Genomic DNA, 17894 nt, shown 5'->3' on the forward strand with positions numbered 1-17894 from the left:
GTAGTGGTAGCGACACTGCGCGATCAGGATCGCGTCGTCCTCGACCTTGTGGATGAGACGCACTCCGGGCCCGCCAACTCCCGCACCGTCCCGCCAACGCTCTCCAACTCCTCGATGGAGGCCAGGAGGCGACGCGCATTCGCGGGACTGCGGAGCATGTAGGCAGTTTCCTTCAAGGACTCATAGTCCTCCAGGGAGACGATCACCACCGGCTCGCGCCCCGCGCGAGTGATCACTATCTCTTCCCGGTCGTCCGTGACGGCGTTGAGCACCTCCGCGTACTTCGCCCGCGCCTCCGAGTACGACATGGTCTTCACCGTCACACACCCCTTTCAAATATAAGAAACTGTACGTCGCCGGGTATGCAAGGCAGGTGGGCGAGACCGGTGCAGGCGCCTGACTACGGTCGCGGGACAAGGGCACCCGCTCCACGCCCCCCTCAAGCAGGTCACCTGCGCCACGACGATCGACCACACCGCCGGCCCAAGCGCGGATCAGGCGAGGCCGATCTGCTGATAGAAGGTCAGGTTGTCCCAGAAGAGGAATTCCTCCTCCATCACTCGGTGCTTGTTCCAGATGCCGACCGTGGCCATGTTGACGGAGAACTTCTTGCCCGTCGGCTGGATGAAACCGCCCTTGCCGTCCGGCATGGGTTGGGTGAAGGTGCCCTTCATGACGCCGGTCACCGAGGTCAGGTTCTCCTTGGCGATACGGATCGGGTGCTCGGTGATGCGCGTGTCCGGTGCCCAGACGAACTGGCCCTTCATGTCGGCGATGTGCCGGTCGAGGCCGTCCGTGTAATGGCCGTCGGGCCAGTGGACGCGGATGTTCTGCGCGTGGCTCTCACCGAGCCGGTCCCACTGCTGACCGGAGTAGACGACGAAGTCCAGCTCATCGAAGATCTCCAGGAGCTTGCGCTCCCCAGAAGTGAGGTTGGCCGGCCAGAGCGACTCGGCCTCCGGCGTGGAGGCGGGGTCGCCGAGCAGTTCCCGGCTGCCCGCGGCCGCGGATGCCAGGTCACTTCCGCCGGCTACCGCGCCGATGGCAAGGGCACCCAGGGCAGCGGCGCCTCCGCTTCGGAGCACGTTACGGCGATTGATCATGTCGATTCCCTTCTACAAGATCACGCTGATGGAAAAAACGGGGGTGAGCTCAGGCCGACAAGGCCTGCCTAGAAGGCGTAGGGGCCGAAGCGGCCCCAGGCCACGAGGGCGGCCAGGAGGAGCAGCGCCAGAGCGGCCGGGACCGACGTCATCTCCTTCCGGCGCAGGTGCACCGCGGCGGCGCACAGCATGGTCACCGCGAGTCCGAGGGCGGCCCAGGCCACCAGGACCGGCGCGACGCCGAGCGCGGCGGGGAGGATCAGCCCCAAGGCGCCGAGCACCTCGACGGCACCGACCGCCCGCACCACCCCCGCGGAGACGTCCTCGGTCCAGGCCATGCCCGAGGCGGCGAGCTTCTCCTTCGGCATCCCGACCTTCATCAGGCCGGCCGCGAGGAAGGCCAGGGCCAGGACGCTCGCAATGATCCACAAGGTGATGTTCATGGGGGACACTTCCGTTTGCTTGATTGAACCTTCAACTCGAAACTAGACCGATCGCACTTGAATCGTCAAGTGATTCATCTTGAACGTTCAAGTCGCAGGAGAGGGGCATCCGAGTTGACCGTTCAAGTTAAAGTGGGTCCATGAGCGCAGACGAGCCCCACTGGCTGGACGACGACGAGCAAGCGACGTGGCTGGCCCTGGTCAGCACCGCGGTGCGGCTTCCGGCCGCCCTGGACGTCCAGCTGCAGCGCGACGCGGGGATCAGCCACTTCGAGTACCAGATCCTGGCCGGGCTTTCCATGAGCCCGGAGCGCAAGCTGCGGATGAGCACCCTGGCCGACTTCACCGACGGCTCCCTCTCCCGGCTCTCCCATGCGGTCAAACGCCTGGAGAAGGAGGGCTGGCTCTACCGCACCGCCGATCCCGACGACGGCCGCTTCACCCTCGCCGTCCTCACCGACGAGGGCTGGGACAAGGTCGTGGACTCCGCCCCCGGTCATGTCGCGGAGGTGCGCCGCCTGGTGATCGACCCCCTCACCAAGGCCCAGCAGAGGCAGCTCCGCGAGATCGGCCGCCGCATCACCGGCGCCATCGATCCCGACAGCCCCTGAGCCCGGCCGGCTCGCGATCGGGTCAGGGCGCGTCCCGGCCACGGCCAGGCAGCCGCAGGCCCGGCGTCGCACCCGTATCGCGCGGCATGCGAACCCCGATCGGGCGGGATCGGTACAACCGAAGCCACCCGCCCTCAGCCGGGCCCACCCGCGGTGTAGCCGGGCCCGCCCGGGGAACGGGACGGGGGAAGGCGATTCCCGTGCAGACCACACCCGCCCCATGCGGCACGCTGCCGACCGTGGTGCCGTGTGGGGAGACCCCGCGGCACCCGGGCCCCGCACCGGCCGGTGCCTCCCCCTCCCCGGTGGCCGGGCCATGAAGCTCGCGCTGGCCGGGGACACCATGCTCGGACGGAACGTCGGGCGGCAGCTGGCCGCGTTTCCGGACGAGCCTCTGTTCACGGACGAGGTGGTGGCCGCGGCGCGGGAGGCGGATCTGTTCGTGCTCAACCTGGAGTGCGCGATCTCGGCGCGGGGCACGCCGTGGCCGGACCCGTTCAAGCGCTTCTTCTTCCGGGCGCCGCCCGTCGCCGCCGAGGTGCTGCGGAGTCTCGGGGTCGGCTGCGTCACGCTGGCGAACAACCACGCCCTGGACTTCGGCCCCGACGCGCTGGCCGACACCTTCCGGTACCTGTCCGCGGCGGGGATCGCCCGGGTGGGCGCGGGCCACGACCGGAAGGAGGCGCGGGAACCGGCCGTGCTGCACCGCGGGGGCACGGCCGTCGGCGTCGTCGCGGTGGCCGACCACCCCGCCGACTTCGCGGCCGGCCCGGACCGGCCGGGGACCGCCTACGCCGACCTGGCGTCCGGGGTCCCCCGGTGGCTGCTCGACGGCATCGCCGGGCTCGGCACCGACATCACCGTGGTCACCCCGCACTGGGGCCCGAACATGGTGGCCCGTCCCGTGCCCCACGTCCGGGCGGCGGCCGGGGCGTTCCGCGGTGCGGGGGCCACGCTCGTCGCGGGCCACTCGGCGCATGTCTTCCACGGCGTCCAGGACCATGTCCTGTACGACCTGGGGGACTTCGTCGACGACTACGCCACCGACCGGCGGTTGCGCAACGATCTGGGGCTGCTCTTCCTCGTCACCTTCGCCGGGCGTCGGCCGGTCCGCCTGGAGGCCGTGCCGCTGGCGCTCGACCCCTGCCGCACCCGGGTGGCCGAGCCGGAGGAACACCGTTGGACGGCCCGGCGGTTCCGCCGGGCGTGCGCGGCGTTCGGCACGGAGGTGACCGAGGAGGGCGGCCGACTGGTCGTCACCTGGTAGCGGCCAGGCCCGGTCCGGGACCCGACCCCGGCCGTCGGCTCCGGCCGGTCCCGGCGGGCCTCGGGCCAAGTCCCGGCCGGTCCCGGGCCAAGTTCCCGGCCGCTCACGGACCAGGCTCAGGCCGTTCGTGGACAAGGCTCAGGCTGCTGGCGGGCAGGGGCCCGCCGTTCCCGTTCCCCGGCTCCGACTCCGGCTCCGGCTCCGGCCCCGGCCCCGGCTCCGGCTCCGGCTCCGAAGACTCCGCTAGACGGCCGGGCGCTGCGAGCCGCTGACGAATATCAGCAGCGCGTCGACCAGGTCGTCCGCAGCGGAGCCGGTGGCGAGCCGCCGGAGCTGGATGCCCATCACCAGGGCCACGACGGCGCTCGCCGCGCGTTCCGCGTCGGGGACGCCGAGCGCGCTCAGGATCGAGGCCGCCAGCCGGTCGTAGGCGGCGAAGCACTCGGCGGCGGCGGTCCGGAGCTGGGGGTCTCGCCCGGCCTGGATGTAGATCTCGAACGGGGCGATGTGCTCGCTGTCGAAGCCGGTGTTCGCGGCCACCTGCCCGACGAGGGTGCTCGCCTCCGCCAGATCGGTGCCGTCGCACGGGTGCTGGGCGGCGAGTTCGGTGAACCGGCACGTCTCCTCGGAGACGAACGACCGCAGGCTCTCCCGCAGCAGCTCGTGCTGCGTGGCGAAGTGGTAGGTGACCGAGCCGAGCGAGACGCCCGCTTCCTTGGCGATGCGGCGGTTGGTCACACCGGCCACGCCGTGTTCGCCAATGATCCGCAGTACGGCACGGATGATGCGGTCGCGGGTTCCGGCCGGTCTTGACATGCCGCGCATTCTTCCATTGCCGCCGGACCGCATCCGCCCCCGGGCCCCCTCCGCGGCGGAGCTCCGCTATCGTCCGTTCGAACGAACGGAATCGGATGACAGGTGTTCTCATGCGTATCGCCGGATCGACCGTCCTGCTGACCGGAGCCACCGGCGGCATCGGCCGGACCCTCGCCCGCCAACTCGCCGCCCGGGGCGCCGCCTTGCTCGTCACCGGACGCCGTCCGGAGGCGCTGCGGCCGCTGGCCGCGGAGCTCGGCGCGCGGCCGCTCGTCGCCGACCTGGCCGACCGCGCCCATGTGGAACGGCTGGCGGCGGAGGCCGGACCGGTGGACATCCTGGTGGCCAACGCCGCGCTCCCGTCCAGCGGCGAGGCGCTGGACTACAGCACCGAGGAGATCGACCGGGCCATCGATGTGAACCTCCGGGCGCCCCTGCTGCTCTCCCGGCTGCTGGCACCCCGGATGGTCGCGGCGGGCGCGGGCCATCTCGCCCTCATCGGCTCCATATCGGGCCGCACCGCCTCCCCCGCGACCTCGCTCTACAACGCGACGAAGTTCGGGCTCCGCGGGTTCGCCCACGGGCTCCGGCAGGACCTGCACGGCACCGGGGTCGGTGTGTCGATCGTGCAGCCCGGATTCGTGCGGGACGCCGGGATGTTCGCCGACTCGGGTGCCGCCACGCCCGGCGGGGTCCGTACGGTCTCCCCCGGTCAGGTGGCCGCCGCCACCGTGGACGCCATCGAGCGCGACCGGGCCGAGGTGAACGTGGCCCCGCTCGAACTGCGCCTGGGCAGCGCGATCGGCGGGCTCTTCCCCGGGCTGGCCGCCCGGGTGCAGCGGCGCGTCGCGGCCGACGGCGCCCTGCGGCAGATCGTGGAGTCCCAGCGGAAGAAGCGCTGAGGGGCCTTGCACGGTGAGCGCCCGATGAAGGCCGTGTGGTCCGGTGCCGTGCGTCGCAGGGCGCCGGAGAGCCCTGGTGGCTCCGCTCCAGGGCTGTCCGGCAACGCGGCGAGGTGCGGTGCCACCACATGTCCCGGGCAGGGCACCGGACAAGGCCCTCTGTCCGCACCCGGCGCGGCCCTCCGCCCGGTGAGGGGCCCGATACGCCGAGAGTCCTGCAGGGGCCGCCGGTGTCCGCACCGGCGGCCCCTCCCCCCGTCCCGCTCGCAGCGTGTGTCCGACGTGCCCGGCTGGTCGGGCCGGGACGGAACGCTCGCCTCCCCGCGAGGAGGCCCGGATGCGCCGGCCGTAGGGCGGCGCACTGCTTCCGGCTAGCGGGGCGGAACCGTCTCTGCGGGCGGCACCGGCCGTCGGATCCGGGGGGACACGTCCCCTCATCAGGCCTTCCGGCGACGGCGTTCCACCCGCATGACATCACCTTGTACGTTGCGCAGTGGAGATCGACTCAGTGAGCCCGCGTCCGGGTGCTGTTCCGTACAGGTGCTGTGCGACGACGCGGTCCGGTTTTTCGACGGAGGAGCGCGCATGGAGACGCCGGATCGGAAGCAGGCCGAGTTGGTGGCCCGTCAGGAGGCGGCCCATCTCACCGCGCAGGGGGTCCGCGCGGTGGCCCTCACCTGGGTGGACAACGCCGGGATCACCCGCGTCAAGGTGGTGCCCACGGCGCGGCTGGCCGCGGCGGCCCGGCGGGGTGTCGGCATGTCCCCGGTCTTCGACGTCTATCTGGTGGACGACTCCAGCACCACCAGCACCCATATCGGCGGACCCGACGGGGATCTGCGGCTCTTCCCCGACCTCGACCGGCTGACCCCGCTCGCCGCGCAGCCGGGCCTGGCCTGGGCGCCGGTGGACCGGTACGAGCAGGGCGGCGCCCCCTACCCCGCCTGCCAGCGGCAGTTCGCCCGGCGGATGACGGAGCGCGCCGCGGCGCACGGCCTCCGGCTGCGGATGGGTTTCGAGACCGAGTGGACCGTCGCCCGTACGGACGGTGCCGAACTCCGGTACCCCACCGAGGGCCCGGCCTACGGCATGACCCGGGTGGTCGATCTGTCGGACTACCTCGTCGAGGTCTGTGACGCCCTCGCCGCACAGCAGTTGGAGGTGCTGCAGATCCACCCCGAGTACTCGCCGGGCCAGTTCGAGGTGTCGGTCGCCGCGGACGGTCCGGTGGGCGCCGCCGACACCGCGGTCCTGGTCCGAGAGACGGTGCGCGCGGTCTCCGTACGGCACGGGATGACGGCCCTCTTCGCGCCCGTCATCGAGGCGGGCTCGGTCGGCAACGGCGCCCATCTGCACCTCAGCCTCTGGGAGGGGGAGCACAACCTGTGCCGGGGAGGCGACGGGCCGTACGGCATGACGAAGCTGGGCGAGTCCTTCCTCGCGGGTGTGCTGGAGGAGCTGCCCGCACTCCTGGCGCTGGGTGCCCCGTCGGTCGCGAGCTATCTGCGGCTCGCACCGTCGCGCTGGGCCGGTGCGTTCCAGTGCTGGGGCCCGGAGAACCGGGAGGCCGCGCTCCGTTTCATCCCGGGCGCGCCCGACGACCCCGAGGGGGCGAACGCCGAGGTGAAGTGCTTCGACGCGGCGGCCAACCCGTATCTGGTGACCGGTGGCGTCATCGCGGCGGGGCTCGCCGGGATCGACGCGGGGCTGTCGCTGCCCGCCCCCGTCTCCGGCGACCCGGCCCTGGTGGGCGGCGCGGACCGCCTCCCGGACTCGCTGACCGGCGCCCTGGAGCACTTCGAACGGTCGGCGCTGCTCCGGGAGGCGCTCGGGGACCCGCTGTTCGACGCGGTGGCCGCGGTCCGCCGGGCCGAGGCGGAGCTGTTCGCGGGGGCCGCGCCCCAGGCGATCGCGGACGCCACCCGGGGACGGTACTGAGTGCCGGCCGAGCCCCCGTCGCAGACACCGCCGGGCCTCGCGCTGCCTCCGCTGGTGGACCACCACTGCCACGGCGTGGCCCGTACGGACCTGGAACCCGAGGCGTTCGAGGGGTTCCTCACGGAGTCCGACGCCCCCGCCGCGCCCGGCACCACGTACTTCGACACCCAGCTGGGCTTCGCCGTGCGCCGCTGGTGTCCCCCGCTGCTGGACCTCGAACCGCACTGCCCGCCCGACCGCTACCTGGAGCGGCGCCGGGAGCTGGGCGCGGCGGAGGTGACCCGGCGGCTGCTGCGCGGCGCGGGCATCGGCACGTTCCTGGTCGACACCGGGCTGCCCGGTGATCTGACGGGGCCGCAGGAGATCGCGGAGGCCGGGGTCGGCACCGCGCGCGAGATCGTCCGGCTGGAGACGCTGGCGGAGCGGGTCGCGGACGGCGCGGAGACCTCCGGGGCGTTCCTGAGCCGGCTGGACGACGCCGTCACCGACGCCGCCCGGGACGCGGCGGGCTTCAAGTCGGTGACCGGGTACCGGTACGGGCTGGACTTCGACCCGGCGCCGCCCGACCGGGGCGCGGTGCGCACGGCGGCGGCCCGGTGGCTCGCCGGGCGCGCGGCGGGCGGCCGGCTGAGCGACCCGGTGCTGCTGCGCCATCTGCTCTGGTCCGCCGCCGGGACGGCGCTGCCGCTGCAGCTGCACACCGGCTTCGGCGACCCGGATCTGCGGCTGCACCGCTGCGACCCGCTGCTGCTCACCGACTTCGTCCGGGCCGTCCGCCCGACGGGGTGCACGCTGGTCCTGCTGCACGGCTATCCGTACCACCGGGGCGCCGGCTATCTCGCCCACGCCTTCCCGCATGTGTACGCCGACATGGGGCTGGCCCTGTCGCACACCGGTGTCCGGGCCGAGGCGGTACTCGCCGAGATGCTGGAACTGGCGCCCTTCGGCAAGCTGATGTTCTCCACCGACGCCTACGGGCTGCCGGAGCTGTACGTGGTGGGCGCCCGGCTGTTCACCACGGCGCTCACCCGGCTGCTCACCGGCTGGGTGTCCGAGGGGAGTTGGGCGGCCGGTGACGCGGCCCGGGTGGCGGCCCTGATCGGGGCGGACACCGCGCGACGGGTGTACGGGCTGGACCGCTCCCGCCCCTGATGCCTCCTCCGGTCCCCGCAACCCGTCCGGGCCCGCCGGGTGCCGCCGGTGCCTCGTCCGGAGCGGGCCCTCCACAGCGGGTCCCGGCCGGCCCGGCCCCGTTCATGACGAGCCCCGCCCGTGGACGAGCCCCGCCCGTAACGGGCCTCGCCCGCGACGGCGCCCCTCCGTCACGGGCCGGGCTGGTCCATCCGGGGTCTCTTCGAGGCATCCCTTCCCCCGGACGGCCGTACCCCGCGGGCGGATCCCGTATCTCCCCGCACACCATGAGGGGGACGTGGGCCCATACGGCCGCAGCCGAACCGTCGGGAAGCGGGTAATCCATGGCTCAGAACAAGATGCCGTTCCACAGAACAGGACTGTTCGGCGAACTCTCCGCCGAGTTCGCCGGCACCATGATCCTCATCCTGTTCGGCTGCGGTGTGGTCGCGCAGGTGGTGACCGGCGCGATCCTGGCCGACGGCGCCCTCGGCGACCACGACAGCATCGCCTGGGCGTGGGGCCTCGGTGTCACGCTCGGCATCTATGTCGCCGCGCGGCTCAGTGGTGCCCACATCAACCCCGCGGTGACCCTCTCCCTGGCGGCCTTCAAGGGCTTCCCCTGGAAGAAGGTCGTGCCGTACACCCTGGCGCAGACCGCGGGCGCGTTCGTCGCGGCGCTCCTGGTGCGCTGGAACTACACCGAGGTGCTGGCCGCGTCCGACCCGGGCCACACCCTCAAGACCCAGTTCGTCTTCTCCACGCTCCCGGGCAACGGCGCGCTGCCGGTGAGCGAGTGGGGGGCGTTCCGCGACCAGATCATCGGCACCGCGATCCTGGTGCTGCTGGTCTTCGCCGTCACCGACCTGCTCAACACGGCGCCCGGCGCCAACCTCGGCCCGTTCATCATCGGGCTCATCGTGGTGGCGATCGGCATGGCCTGGGGTACGGACGCCGGGTACGCGATCAACCCGGCCCGTGACTTCGGCCCCCGGCTCGCCAGCTTCATCACCGGCTACGACTCGGCCTGGCGAGATCAGTACGGCAATCTCTACTTCTGGGTGCCCATCGTCGGTCCCTTCATCGGCGGTCCCCTCGGCGCGGCGCTCTACAAACTGTTCGTCGGCCGCTTCCTCCCGGTGTCCGAACAGCAGGAAGTGGGCCGGCTGCCCACGCCCGAGGGCTGATCCGACCCGCGTCGCCCGGAGCCGAGAACACATCCCGTACCCAGACGGGCCCGTACGAAGACAGGAGAGGCGGCAGCGATGCCAGAGTTCGTCGGTGCGGTGGACCAGGGAACCACCAGTACCCGTTTCATGATCTTCGACCACGACGGCAACGAGGTGGCGCGGCATCAGCTGGAGCACGCCCAGATCCTGCCGCGGTCGGGATGGGTCGAGCACGACCCGGTGGAGATCTGGGAGCGCACCAACACGGTGATGCAGAACGCCATCCGGGACGGCGGTCTGTCGGCCTCCGACCTGGCGGCGGTCGGCATCACCAACCAGCGCGAGACGACGGTCGTCTGGGACCCCGCCACGGGCCGCCCCTACTACAACGCCATCGTCTGGCAGGACACCCGCACCGACACCATCGCCTCCGCCCTGGAGCGGGACGGCCACGGCGACACCATCCGCCGCAAGGCGGGCCTGCCGCCGGCCACCTACTTCTCCGGCGGCAAGATCAAGTGGCTGATGGAGAACGTCGACGGGCTGCGCGAGGCCGCCGAGTCGGGCCGGGCGATCTTCGGCAACACCGACTGCTGGGTGCTGTGGAACCTCACCGGCGGTCCGGACGGGGGCATTCACGCCACCGATGTGACCAACGCCAGCCGCACCATGCTGATGAACCTGGAGACGCTGGACTGGGACGACGAACTGCTCCAGATCTTCGGCATCCCCCGCCGGATGCTGCCGAAGATCAATCCCTCGTCGCACGCGGAGGCGTACGGCCAGGCCCGTACCTCCCGTCCGCTGCGCGCCGCGATCCCCATCACGGCGGTGCTCGGCGACCAGCAGGCGGCGACCGTGGGCCAGGTGTGCTTCTCCCCCGGACAGGCCAAGAACACCTACGGGACGGGCAACTTCCTGGTCCTCAACACCGGGACCGACCTGGTCCGTTCGCAGCACGGGCTGCTCACCACCGTGGCCTACCAGTTCGGCGACAGCCCCGCGGTCTACGCCCTGGAGGGCTCCATGGCCGTCACGGGCGCCGCGGTGCAGTGGCTGCGCGACCAGATGAAGATCATCACCGACGCGGCCGAGAGCGAGCGGCTGGCCCGCACCGTGGAGGACAACGGCGGGGTCTACTTCGTCCCCGCGTTCTCCGGCCTCTTCGCCCCCTACTGGCGGTCCGACGCCCGGGGCGCCATCGTCGGGCTGACCCGGTACAACACCAACGGGCACCTGGCGCGGGCCACCCTGGAGGCCATCTGCTACCAGAGCCGCGACGTCGCGGACGCCATGGAGCAGGACTCCGGGGTGCACCTGGACGTGCTGAAGGTGGACGGCGGCGTCACCGCCAACGACCTCTGCATGCAGATCCAGGCCGATGTCCTGGGGGTTCCGGTCAGCCGTCCGGTGGTCGCCGAGACGACCGCGCTCGGCGCCGCCTACGCGGCCGGGCTTGCCACGGGCTTCTGGCGGGACGAGGACGAACTGCGCTCCCACTGGCAGGAGTCCAAGCGCTGGGAGCCGCAGTGGAGCGAGGACCGGCGGCAGGCGGGCTACGACGAGTGGAAGAAGGCCGTGCAGCGCAGCCTGGACTGGGTGAAGGTCACCTGACCCCGGTCCTGCGGCCGGAGGGCCGGAGCCGTCGTCGACATCCTCATCGTCGTCATCGGCTCCGGCCCTCCGCATGCCGGGGTGCGGACGCGGTCACTCCGGCCCTGCGGTCCCTCCGGCCAAGGGGAACCGGTGGAACCGGACGGGACCGGCGAGGGGTGGCCGCGCGATGCCCTGTGACAGCGCGCCCGGGCAGGTGTCCTCACGGGCGCGTGTGCTCACGGCGCGTGTCCTCACGGCGCGTGTCATCACGGACGGACCGTGAGGCCGTCCAGGGTGAGGTCGAGCAAGCGCTCGGCTTGCTGCCGGTGTTCGGCGCCCGCCGAGGTGAGGGCGATGCCTTCGAGAGCGGCGCCGAGGTCGGCGGGCCCGATGTCGGTACGGATCGTCCCGGCGGCCGCGCACGCGTCCATGAGCGAGGTGATGGCGGCCTGGATCATTTCCCGGCTGTGACCGTAGGGGTTGTCTCCGGTCGCGGCGATGGCGCGCAGGGCGTCGATCATGCCGTATTTGGCGGTGACGTAGTCCAGGAAGAGGCGTGTCCACGCGCGCAGGGCTTCGGCCGGTGGCTGCTGCGCGAGCAGAGCGGGGGCCGCGTCGCACAGGTGGGCCACCTCGTTGCGGTAGACCGCCTCGACCAACGCCTCCCGGGTGGGGAAGTTGCGGTACAGGGTCGCGCTGCCCACGCCCGCCTCCTGGGCGATGCGCTCCATCTGCGTGTCCAGCCCCTGCGTCGTGAACACGCGCACCGCGGCGGTGAGGATCTTCTCCCTGTTGCGCCGTGCGTCAGCCCGCAACGGCCGGTGCGCTCCGTCGGTCATCAGTGCTCGCCATCCCCTCTCCGGTGCCCTTCAACGTGCCGCACGCAGGCGCCACTTGCTGAACGGAGAAGCCCCCACTTAATCTGAGAGACAAGTGGGGACTCCCCCGTTTTCACTGTAGGGCACCGCTCCGACCGCGCGAACCCACCGAGGGAAGCGCGCATCCACCGAAGGAAGCTGAAGCTGATCATGCCGGGCATCCAGGGCAAGGTCGTTGCGATCACGGGTGCCAGCAGCGGCATCGGCGAAGCGACCGCGATCCACCTCGCCGAATGGGGCGCCCGGCTCGTCCTCGGCGCCCGCCGGAAGGACCGGCTGAACACGGTCGTGGAGAGCATCACGGCCCAGGGCGGCACCGCCACCGGCGTCATCGCCGACGTCACGCGCCGCGAGGACCTCGTACGCCTGACGGACACGGCCCTCGACCGGTTCGGCCGGCTCGACGTCCTCGTCTCCAATGCGGGGACGATGGCCGTCTCGCCCTTCGACGACCTGCGCCAGGACGACTGGGACGCCATGGTCTCCACCCACATCACCGGCCTGCTCAACGGCATCGGGGCGGCGCTGCCCGTCTTCCGCCGGCAGCGCTCCGGCCAGTTCGTCAACGTCGGCTCCACCGCGGCCCACGTCGTCAAATCCCCGCAGGGCGTCTACGCGGCCACCAAGACGGCGGTGAAGGTGCTCACCGAAGGTCTGCGCCAGGAATCGGGCCCCGACCTGCGGGTGACCCTCGTCTCGCCCGGCTTCACCCACACCGAGGGCGTGGGCAAGGGAGCCGGCCCCGAGGTCGCGGCCGCGATGATCCGGCAGCGCGACGAGATCGCCATCCCGCCGTCCGCCGTCGCCTCCGCCATCGGCTACGCGATCGAGCAGCCCGCGGGCGTCGACGTCAGCGAGATCGTCGTCCGGCCCACCGCGCAGGCCTGACAAACGGCGCGGGAGCCGCTCACGTCCACGCCCGAGCTGCCGGGCGAACGATCGCCACCGGTGGCACCGGCCCGACCATGACCGTTCTCACCGGTCATCGCCGGGCCGATGCCCCCGGGGCCGCACTCGTCACTCGTCCGCGATGGTCAGCACGAGCTTGCCGGTGTTCTCGCCGCGGAACAGCCGGAGCAGCGTCTCGGGGAAGTCGGCCACCGTGCCCTCGACGACGTCCTGCACCGAGGTGAGCCGGCCCTCGGCCTGCCACTCGGCCAGCCGGGCCGCGGCCTCGGCGTACCGGTCGACGTAGTCGAAGACCACCATGCCGGTCATGGAGGCGCGGTTGACCAGCAGCGACAGGTAGTTGGCCGGGCCCTTCGCCCCGTCGACGCTGTTGTACTGGGAGATCGCGCCGCAGATGACGATCCGGGCGCCGCGCGCCAGCCGGGTCAGCACGGCGTCGAGGATGTCGCCGCCGACGTTGTCGAAGTAGACGTCGACACCGTCCGGGGCGTGTTCGCGCAGCGCCTGCTTCACGTCCTGGCTCCGGTAGTCGACGGCGGCGTCGAAGCCGAGCTCGTCCACGAGCATCCGGCACTTGCGCTCGCCGCCGGCGATGCCGACGACCCGGCAGCCCAGGATCTTGGCGATCTGCCCCACCACGCTGCCGACCGCGCCGGCCGCGCCGGAGACCACGACGGTCTGCCCCGGCTCGGGGCGGCCGATGTCGATCAGGCCGAAGTACGCCGTCATCCCGGTCGCCCCCAGGGTCCCCAGGTACCGCGGGAGCGGGGCGAGTCCGGGGTCGGCCTTGGTGACGCCGCGCCCGTCCGACACGCAGTACTCCTGGACTCCGAAGACGCCCGACACGTAGTCGCCCTCGGCGAACTTCGGGTGCCGCGAGGACACGACCCGGCCCACCGCGGCGGCCCGCATCACCTCACCGATGCCCACCGGGGGAATGTAGGACTTGCCCTCGTTCATCCAGCCGCGCATGGCCGGGTCGAGCGATATGTGGATCACCCGTACCAGCAGCTCCCCCTCGCGGGGTTCGCCGATGGGCGCCTCGACGTGCTCCCAATCGCCGGCCCCGGGCAGGCCCACGGGTCGTGCGGCGAGTCGGATCTGCTGCTGGGTGCGGGACATGTGAGCGGCTCCTCAGGGTGGCCCCGACAAGGTGGCCACAGTCAAGGCGGCTACGGGCACGGCGGCCACGGGCACGGTGACTACGGACACATTGGCTACCGACCGGTCGGTATGACACGGCAGGGTAGCTCCGAATCTGCCGCGGAAGCAAGGACCGAGTCACCCGGCCCGGCCGCTCGACCCCCACCCCGGGGGCCGGCGACGGAACGGGGCCGAGCGGGTCACCAGTACCCGGCACCCCCAGCACTGGGTTCGCCTCAGGGATGGGTGGGCCTCAGAGATGAGTGGGCCGGCTATTGCGAGGAAAAGAATATGTGGATAATATTTTATCGATGACCCAACATGCCGCTACCGAGGCACGAAGAATCCAGGTCGCCGAAGCGCTGCTGGCCACGGTCGCCGAGCGAGGACTGATGCGGACCACCCTGACGGATGTCGCGGCCGCGGCCGGGGTGTCGGTGGGCTTGGTGCAGCGCTGCTTCCGCTCCAAGGACGAACTACTGCGGTTCGGGTTCGACTACGTCTGCCGACGTACGCAGGAGCGGGTGCATCGAGTCCCGATCGGGCTTCCGGTCCGGGAGGTCGTCGTTGCGCTGATGGAGCAGATCCTGCCGCTGGAGCCCGAGCGGGAGGGGGAGTTGGGCGTCTGGCTGAGCTTCGTCCAGGCCTCGCTCACCGACCGGGAGATGGCCGCGATTCACCAGGCGGGGGTCACCGAGCTGATCGACGGCCTCACCGAGGCCCTCAAGGGAGCTCAACGAGCGGGGGAGCTCGACCTCGACCTCGACGTCAGGGCCGAGGCCGCGGCATTGGTGGCTTTCGTGGACGGGCTGTGCCTGCATCACGCGGCCACCAGCGGCTTCGACGCCGCGAGTTCGCGTGCGGCACTGCGGGCGTACGTCGATCGAACGTTCGACCGAGGCGGGGTGGGATGACGCCCGCGCTCGCGCTGGGGCCGACGGGGCTCAGGCTGGGGCTGACGGGGCTCAGCCCGCTCGACAGCACCAGTTCCGGCACGCTGCCGATCCCCATCCGGATGCTGCTGACGCCGGGCCTGCTGCGTAGCGGGCGGATCTTCATCCACCGGTGATGGCCGGCCGACTTCCGGATCCGCACCACGCTTCAGCGCATCTCGGGCTCGCCTGGCGTGCCCGGCACTTCCCCACCACCTTCATATATGGATTTCCCAGGAGGAAGTTTGATGAACTTACCTGACCGCCGCGCCGTTCTGGCCGGTCTGACCGTCGGCGCGGTGGGTGGCCTCGCCGCTGACGGTGTCGGCGGCTGGGCCGGGCCCCGGCCGGCCGCCGCAGCGACGCCCGCCACCTGCCCGCCGCCGATGCCGGGCGACAAGGTCGGCCCCCGCGACACCCGATACCCCGATCTGGTCGCCAGGGGCACCAACCAGCGGTTCCGCGCCAAGCCGGACTACGTTCACCTGGCCTCCTCCACCGACCAGGTCGTCGCCGCGGTCACCCAGGCGGTGAGAGCCGGGAAACGCATCGCCGTACGCAGCGGGGGAGGCTGCTTCGCCGACTTCGTCGACAACCCCGACACCGAGGTCATCATCGACCTGGCCGGGATGACCGGCCTGTGGTACGACCCCGCCCGGCGGGCCTTTGCGGTCGAACCGGGCGTACAGCTCGGGGAGCTGTACCGGCGGCTGTTCCTCGGGTGGGGAGTGACCGTCCCGCTCGGCAGCTGCCCTGAGGTCGGGGCGGGCGGGCACATCATGGGCGGTGGGCACGGCGCGATGTCCCGGCTGCACGGGCTGGGCGTCGACCATCTGTACGCCGTCGAGGTCGTGACCGTCGACGCCTCGAACGCGGTACGGGTCACCGTGGCCACCCGTGAGCCCCACGATCCCCACCGCGACCTGTGGTGGGCGCACACAGGAGGCGGCGGCGGCAATTTCGGTGTGGTGACCCGCTATTGGCTGCGTACACCCGGTGCGGACGGCGACGACCCGCAGCACCTGCTGCCGCGCCCGCCCGCGCGGGTGCTGGACTTCCAACTGCTGTGGAAATGGGACCAGCTCGACCACGAATCGTTCACCCGGCTGGTCCGCCGGCACGGCCGATGGCACGCCGCCAACAGCGCGCCGGGTTCCCCCGGCACCGCCCTGCACAGCGCGCTGCTGCTGTTCGGGACCAGGCTCGGCGCGGTCATTGTGAAGGGTCAGGTGGTCGGCCCGCAGGCCGAGCGCACACTGGACGGATACGTCGCCGCCCTCACCGCGGGCACGAGCGCACCGCATCACCTCGAGCAGGCGTACCGGCCCTGGCTGGAGAACCAGACGTCGGCGGGCGACAGTGAGGACATTCTCGGCTCCCGCTTCGTCGTCAAGACCGGGTATCTGCGCGACCGGTTCACCGACGCGCAGATCCAGGTGTTGTGGCAGGCCCTGTCCGCCAAGCCCGAAGCCGGTCCGCAGGGCGCGGTGTGGCTGGTCTCCACCGGCGGCAAGGTCAATGCCGTCCGCCCCGGCGATACCGCCGTCGCGCAACGCGCCTGTGTGCTCAAGGCCATCTTCACCGCGTCCGGCTCGTCGGCCAAGGACGACGCCGCGCATCAGCAGTGGGTACGCGACCTCTACCGGAAGGTGTACGCCGCAACCGGTGGCGTACCACCGCATGACGCGCGCAACGGCGGCTGTTACATCAACTATCCCGACCCCGATCTGGCCGACCCGGAACAGAACACCTCCTCCGTGCCCTGGCACGCCCTCTACTACGGGAACAACTACGCCCGGCTCCAACGGGTGAAGCGGACGTGGGATCCACGGAACCACTTCCGGCACGCCCTGTCGGTACGGCCGTCCGACTGAGCCAGGCACTCCTCCTGACACCCCTCATGGGCGCCCCTCAGGGATGGCTGGTCCCTGTGCGGGCGCCCCTCAGTGGCGGGCGTGGACGACGGCGTGGCCGCGGCCGCGGGCGATCATCCAGCGGTTCACCGGAACGGTCACCACGAAGGCGACGGCCAGCGCGAACGCCAGCGCTCCCCAGAACAGCCCGTCGGCGAGTTCCGCCGCCATGGCCCCGGGGACGACGACCAGCACGAGGTTGTCGACGAGCTCCATCACCATGATCGACAGGGTGTCCGCGGCGAGGGCGATCCGGAGCGCCTGCTTCAGGGAGACTCCGGCGCGGAGCATGCCGCGCATCGTCAGGGCGTACCCGAAGACGAAGGCGAGGATCACCGCGAGGGCGATGGTGACACCCATGGACAGTCCGAGCCGGACCCCGATGATCATGCCGAGGACCTCGCCGATGGCGCAGCCGGTCAGGCAGTGCAGCGTCGCGCGGACGGCGACACCCCACCCGGAACCGCCGGGGCCACCCGTACCGCCGGGGCCACCCGCGCCACTGGAACCGCTGGAGCCACCGTCCGGAGAGCCCTGAGCGGCGCGGTCCGCAGGGGGCTGCCGCCGGGTACGGTCCGCGCGGGGCTCGCTCCCGGCGCGGGCGGCGCGGCGGCCGGCCCCCGCGGGACGGGGCTCGTCGCACCCCGGTGCGGTGTGCGGGCGGCCGAGGGGTGCGCGATCAACCATGTCACCCTCCGGAGGGGTGGGCGCGATCTGCTGTCACCGGGAAAACGAGGTACCCCGAGGGGGTATTCCGGAGCGGGGGGGGCACCCCGAGGGCGGGACCTCCGGTCACCCGGAGTCAGCCGTCGACACCCTCGGCGATCCCCTCACTGAACTCCCACCAGGCCAGCGGCAGCCAGTCGCCGTCGATGAAGGCGTCCACAGACGCCCCGCGGCCGTTGATGGCCACCTCGGTGCCGGGCGGATATGTGGTGCCGGACAGGCCGGGCACGGGGACGAGCAGTGTCCCGAGGCGTTGCGCCACGCTCCCCGCCCTCCTTTCTCAGGCTATGCGGAACCGGACATTTGGAGCCAGATTAGCGGGGTTGTCTCAAACCACCCAGAGGAGGAGCATGAGAAATAGGTCACGTGAGGCGAAAACGCCCGTGGCCGCATCGCGTCTGGGCGCGTTCGAGGCCA

At 71.6% G+C, this 17894-nt stretch carries 18 protein-coding genes and 1 pseudogene; 11 read left to right on the forward strand and 8 right to left on the reverse strand.

Annotated features, from left to right (window positions below; all coding sequences use genetic code 11):
• Positions 1-23 precede the first annotated feature (23 nt).
• The 3 genes from AC3EQ1_RS03535 to AC3EQ1_RS03545 form a co-directional block, all read right to left on the reverse strand.
• Positions 24-317, reverse strand: a complete 294-nt coding sequence (locus AC3EQ1_RS03535; protein WP_432092832.1) for a type II toxin-antitoxin system Phd/YefM family antitoxin — start codon at positions 315-317, stop codon at positions 24-26.
• Between the two features lie 177 nt (positions 318-494).
• Complete coding sequence (locus tag AC3EQ1_RS03540) at positions 495-1103, reverse strand: ester cyclase (protein ID WP_432092737.1); 609 nt, start codon at positions 1101-1103, stop codon at positions 495-497.
• A 68-nt stretch (positions 1104-1171) separates the two neighbouring features.
• Positions 1172-1546, reverse strand: a complete 375-nt coding sequence (locus tag AC3EQ1_RS03545) for a DoxX family protein (protein WP_432092738.1) — start codon at positions 1544-1546, stop codon at positions 1172-1174.
• Between the two features lie 140 nt (positions 1547-1686).
• On the opposite strand from AC3EQ1_RS03545, the gene AC3EQ1_RS03550 reads away from it, so the two are divergent.
• Together AC3EQ1_RS03550 and AC3EQ1_RS03555 are read left to right on the forward strand one after the other, a co-directional pair.
• Positions 1687-2157: a MarR family winged helix-turn-helix transcriptional regulator gene (locus AC3EQ1_RS03550; protein ID WP_432092739.1), complete on the forward strand. Its 471-nt coding sequence runs from the start codon at positions 1687-1689 to the stop codon at positions 2155-2157.
• A 316-nt stretch (positions 2158-2473) separates the two neighbouring features.
• Complete coding sequence (locus AC3EQ1_RS03555) at positions 2474-3424, forward strand: CapA family protein (RefSeq protein WP_432092740.1); 951 nt, start codon at positions 2474-2476, stop codon at positions 3422-3424.
• Between the two features lie 243 nt (positions 3425-3667).
• On the opposite strand, the gene AC3EQ1_RS03560 is transcribed toward AC3EQ1_RS03555, so the two are convergent.
• The gene (locus AC3EQ1_RS03560; RefSeq protein ID WP_432092741.1) at positions 3668-4240 is read right to left on the reverse strand and encodes a TetR/AcrR family transcriptional regulator; all 573 of its coding nucleotides are present in this window, start codon (positions 4238-4240) and stop codon (positions 3668-3670) included.
• A gap of 110 nt (positions 4241-4350) precedes the next feature.
• On the opposite strand from AC3EQ1_RS03560, the gene AC3EQ1_RS03565 reads away from it, so the two are divergent.
• The 5 genes from AC3EQ1_RS03565 to glpK all read left to right on the forward strand — a co-directional run bounded on the left by AC3EQ1_RS03565 (position 4351) and on the right by glpK (position 10994).
• Entirely contained in the window at positions 4351-5142 is a 792-nt protein-coding gene (locus AC3EQ1_RS03565) for an SDR family NAD(P)-dependent oxidoreductase (RefSeq protein WP_432092742.1), read from the forward strand.
• Between the two features lie 585 nt (positions 5143-5727).
• Positions 5728-7080 carry a type I glutamate--ammonia ligase gene (locus AC3EQ1_RS03570; RefSeq protein ID WP_432092743.1) on the forward strand — a complete coding sequence of 451 codons (1353 nt, stop codon included), beginning with the start codon at positions 5728-5730 and terminating at the stop codon, positions 7078-7080.
• Complete coding sequence (locus tag AC3EQ1_RS03575) at positions 7081-8232, forward strand: amidohydrolase family protein (protein WP_432092744.1); 1152 nt, start codon at positions 7081-7083, stop codon at positions 8230-8232.
• A 323-nt stretch (positions 8233-8555) separates the two neighbouring features.
• Positions 8556-9398, forward strand: coding sequence for an MIP/aquaporin family protein (locus AC3EQ1_RS03580; RefSeq protein WP_432092745.1), 843 nt, complete (start codon positions 8556-8558; stop codon positions 9396-9398).
• Between the two features lie 78 nt (positions 9399-9476).
• Positions 9477-10994 (forward strand): glycerol kinase GlpK, encoded by a 1518-nt coding sequence (gene glpK / locus AC3EQ1_RS03585; protein ID WP_432092746.1) that lies wholly within the window; start codon positions 9477-9479, stop codon positions 10992-10994.
• Positions 10995-11242: 248 nt separating this feature from the next.
• On the opposite strand, the gene AC3EQ1_RS03590 is transcribed toward glpK, so the two are convergent.
• Complete coding sequence (locus AC3EQ1_RS03590; protein WP_432092747.1) at positions 11243-11815, reverse strand: TetR/AcrR family transcriptional regulator; 573 nt, start codon at positions 11813-11815, stop codon at positions 11243-11245.
• Positions 11816-12004: 189 nt separating this feature from the next.
• Here AC3EQ1_RS03590 and AC3EQ1_RS03595 point away from each other — a divergent pair, with 189 nt between their 5' ends.
• Entirely contained in the window at positions 12005-12742 is a 738-nt protein-coding gene (locus tag AC3EQ1_RS03595) for an SDR family oxidoreductase (protein ID WP_432092748.1), read from the forward strand.
• A 129-nt stretch (positions 12743-12871) separates the two neighbouring features.
• On the opposite strand, the gene AC3EQ1_RS03600 is transcribed toward AC3EQ1_RS03595, so the two are convergent.
• Complete coding sequence (locus AC3EQ1_RS03600; RefSeq protein WP_432092749.1) at positions 12872-13885, reverse strand: NADP-dependent oxidoreductase; 1014 nt, start codon at positions 13883-13885, stop codon at positions 12872-12874.
• A 332-nt stretch (positions 13886-14217) separates the two neighbouring features.
• On the opposite strand from AC3EQ1_RS03600, the gene AC3EQ1_RS03605 reads away from it, so the two are divergent.
• The 3 genes from AC3EQ1_RS03605 to AC3EQ1_RS03615 all read left to right on the forward strand — a co-directional run bounded on the left by AC3EQ1_RS03605 (position 14218) and on the right by AC3EQ1_RS03615 (position 16712).
• Positions 14218-14820, forward strand: coding sequence for a TetR/AcrR family transcriptional regulator (locus AC3EQ1_RS03605; RefSeq protein WP_432092750.1), 603 nt, complete (start codon positions 14218-14220; stop codon positions 14818-14820).
• Positions 14817-14975 (forward strand): hypothetical protein, encoded by a 159-nt coding sequence (locus AC3EQ1_RS03610; RefSeq protein WP_432092751.1) that lies wholly within the window; start codon positions 14817-14819, stop codon positions 14973-14975. The genes AC3EQ1_RS03605 and AC3EQ1_RS03610 overlap by 4 nt, the downstream gene beginning before the upstream one ends.
• A 111-nt stretch (positions 14976-15086) precedes the next feature.
• On the forward strand, positions 15087-16712 hold the full coding sequence (locus tag AC3EQ1_RS03615) for an FAD-binding oxidoreductase (protein ID WP_432092752.1): 1626 nt from the start codon (positions 15087-15089) through the stop codon (positions 16710-16712).
• A 69-nt stretch (positions 16713-16781) separates the two neighbouring features.
• Here the strand turns inward: AC3EQ1_RS03615 and AC3EQ1_RS03620 are convergent.
• Both AC3EQ1_RS03620 and AC3EQ1_RS03625 read right to left on the reverse strand, forming a co-directional pair.
• Positions 16782-17234, reverse strand: a pseudogene (locus AC3EQ1_RS03620) (DUF4396 domain-containing protein); the annotation flags it as partial.
• A gap of 319 nt (positions 17235-17553) precedes the next feature.
• Positions 17554-17739, reverse strand: coding sequence for a hypothetical protein (locus tag AC3EQ1_RS03625; protein WP_432092753.1), 186 nt, complete (start codon positions 17737-17739; stop codon positions 17554-17556).
• Positions 17740-17894: the final 155 nt, after the last annotated feature.

It is taken from the genome of Streptomyces sp. bgisy100, from assembly GCF_057709105.1.